This window comes from Rhodococcus sp. IEGM 1406, assembly GCF_030056745.1.
Taxonomy (GTDB): domain Bacteria; phylum Actinomycetota; class Actinomycetes; order Mycobacteriales; family Mycobacteriaceae; genus Rhodococcus_F; species Rhodococcus_F erythropolis.
Genome location: NZ_JASHKO010000068.1, coordinates 1 through 207 on the forward strand (window position 1 = coordinate 1; position 207 = coordinate 207).

1 pseudogene is annotated in these 207 nt (G+C 63.8%); it reads right to left on the reverse strand.

Annotated elements, in window-relative coordinates:
- A pseudogene (locus QM596_RS29675) lies at positions 1 to 207 on the reverse strand (amidohydrolase family protein); the annotation flags it as partial.

A 207-nucleotide genomic window follows, 5' to 3' on the forward strand; every position in this document is an offset into this window, starting at 1 on the left:
ACCTGGATGTGGGACTTGAAGATTCGCGCGCCCGACTCCACAGCCTTTCCGACGTACGACGCCGCCGACTCCTCGGGGTCGAACGTGGCCGTGTGCAGGCAATCAGGTGTTTGCGCGGCACATTCGACGGCCCACTGATTGAGCCACTCGGCCATCGCGTGCTTGTGCGGGTCGATCATCGACGTGCAAGCCCGGACACCGAACTCG